Genomic DNA, 2,122 nt, shown 5'->3' with positions numbered 1-2,122 from the left:
CCGCCAGGCCCAGCGCTTTCATCGACTTTTTGTCCTGCTGCTTCAACCACTTCGCAAACGGAACGATAAGTTCTGGTAGTTCTTCTGAGGCGATATTGGATAAGTTGCATAAGTCCGTGGTGTTGGGGTTGTAGGGCATTCCCATACCCAGGATGTCTCCTTTTTCAAAGACAGCAATTTCCTCAATGTGGTCTTGTAGTACATCGGTATTGTCCATCAGATGTTTGAGGAGATAAATAGCGGTAGCTCCGCTGCCGATAATGGCAATTTTTTTCATAGAGATGGTATGGTGTTATTGGTTGTCAGTGATGGTTTCGGTCTTGGCATCGATCAACTTCTGGATATTGTTGATCGATCTAGTCCATTTTTTGTAGATTTCTTCTGGCCTTTTATATCGCGGTATACCCAGTTCTTCAAGTTCGTCGTCGGATAGTAACCACGGGGCGTGTCTGTAGGCGAGTGGTAGTTTATTCAAATAATCCAGTTCGGAACTGATGTATTCCGTCGCTTTATCATATTTCAAAGACTGGTGGAGGGGATTGGTGTAATACATATGCAGCGCCTGCGTATTCCAGTTGAACCAGTTGGAGCACACGTCATAATCCAGCAGCAGGCTCTCGAACCAGGCCGCGCCCCAGCGCCAGTCTACGCCATAGTCACGCGAGAAAAAACTGGCCGTATTTACCCGACCCCGATTGCTCATAAAACCCGTGCGGCTCAGTTGGTACATGTGAGCATCCACAAACGGAATACCCGTCTTACCGTACTTCCAGCGGTCGAATAAATCGTAATCTTCCTTCCAGTCGGTTTTTGCGCCCTTATATCCTCCCGAATAAAAGACCCGGTCGCCAAATCTAAGCCCTAAAAAACTGAAATAATCCCGCCACACTACCTCGAATACCAGCCACCAGGTCGAACGGTTCTTCTTAACCTTGTCTTCGTAATCCTTCACCGTGTGGTAAATCTGCCGGGGTGACAAACTACCGTGCGCCAGGTAGGGCGAGAATTTGCTGCTATAATCCAGCCCCAATGACCTGTTTCTGGTCCATTTGTAGTTGGTCAAAAGTTCCGAGTCAAATGTATAGTACCGAAGGCGTTCCAGAGCGGCGGTTTCCCCGGCGGGAAAGGCGTCGGCGTCGTAGTCGGTGGCCAACTCTTCGTCCGTAAAACCGATCTCCGGGCGCCAATCCAACTTACCGTAATCTTCCAAAGGTATTACGTCGATTCGCTCCGGGATAGGAAACAACGCCCGAGGTTGCGTGGCTTTGGAAGTGTTGATGCGGAAGGTTTTGCTCGTGAGGGGTACTTCGGCTGGTTCGAAAGGAATATCGTCGATATGGTACAAAGTCCGGCCCCAAATCGGAGTTATCTTGCACGGCTGTGACTTCAATTCTTCTGTCAACAGTGATTCCACCTCGGTTTCCTCACTCATGATTTCCTTTTGGAAAATCAATTCATCGCACTCGTATTTGGCAATGAGTTGTGGTAAAATCTCCTCCGGCTTGCCGTGCCTAATCAGCAAATCTCCGCCTATCTTCTGATAGTTTTCTCTGAGATCGTGTAGCGTATCCTGCAAGTACCTATATCGTAGGTGACTCGTTTTGCGGAAGCCCAGATCCAGCATCTGGTAATGGCGCTCATCGTATATGTACACGGGCAGTGCCTCATTATCCTCCGAGCAGGCTCGGGCGAGGCATTCGTTATCATGCAATCTTAGATCTGATCGATGCCAATAGAGGACTTTTTTAGCCATTACCGTTTAGACTTATGGGTAAGCAATCGAGATAAAATAATCGTACCCCGAAATCCGCGGTGCGAAAGCCCTCATTCGGCTCAATCAGCGGTTAACAATAGCGAGGATTCCTTCCACTGGTTTCTGTGAGAAGTCCTTACGATCAGGAGAGTATTTATTCAAACTCCGCTACGTTTTTTTTGTTGAAAAACTTGATTTCTTTCCAACGAATTAGTCCTCTGATGTCTCTAATTCTACTTTGTTAAATCAAGTATGATGCTTACGCCTGAGCAAATCCTGCTTCCTGAGCCTATGCCTGTTTTCGACGGCTTCCCATACGCCTTGTGGCGTGTCGAGTTTGTTGAGCAGGGTTCGGGCCAGCACCAGCTT

2 protein-coding genes are annotated in these 2,122 nt (G+C 48.0%); both read right to left on the bottom strand.

Features of this window, described 5'->3' with window-relative positions; genetic code table 11:
• Positions 1–277, bottom strand: a 277-nt coding sequence (locus ACEW8P_RS24775; RefSeq protein ID WP_373515744.1) for an FAD/NAD(P)-binding protein, incomplete at its 3' end; no start/stop codon positions are given.
• A 15-nt stretch (positions 278–292) separates the two neighbouring features.
• Positions 293–1,753, bottom strand: coding sequence for a DASH family cryptochrome (locus tag ACEW8P_RS24770; protein ID WP_373515743.1), 1,461 nt, complete (start codon positions 1,751–1,753; stop codon positions 293–295).
• Between the last annotated feature and the right edge of the window lie 369 nt (positions 1,754–2,122).

The sequence above is a fragment of the Persicitalea sp. genome, assembly GCF_041751555.1.
Classification (GTDB): Bacteria; Bacteroidota; Bacteroidia; order Cytophagales; family Spirosomataceae; genus Persicitalea.
Note: the sequence above shows the minus strand (reverse complement) of the source record. Positions and strands in the feature narration are given on the sequence as shown.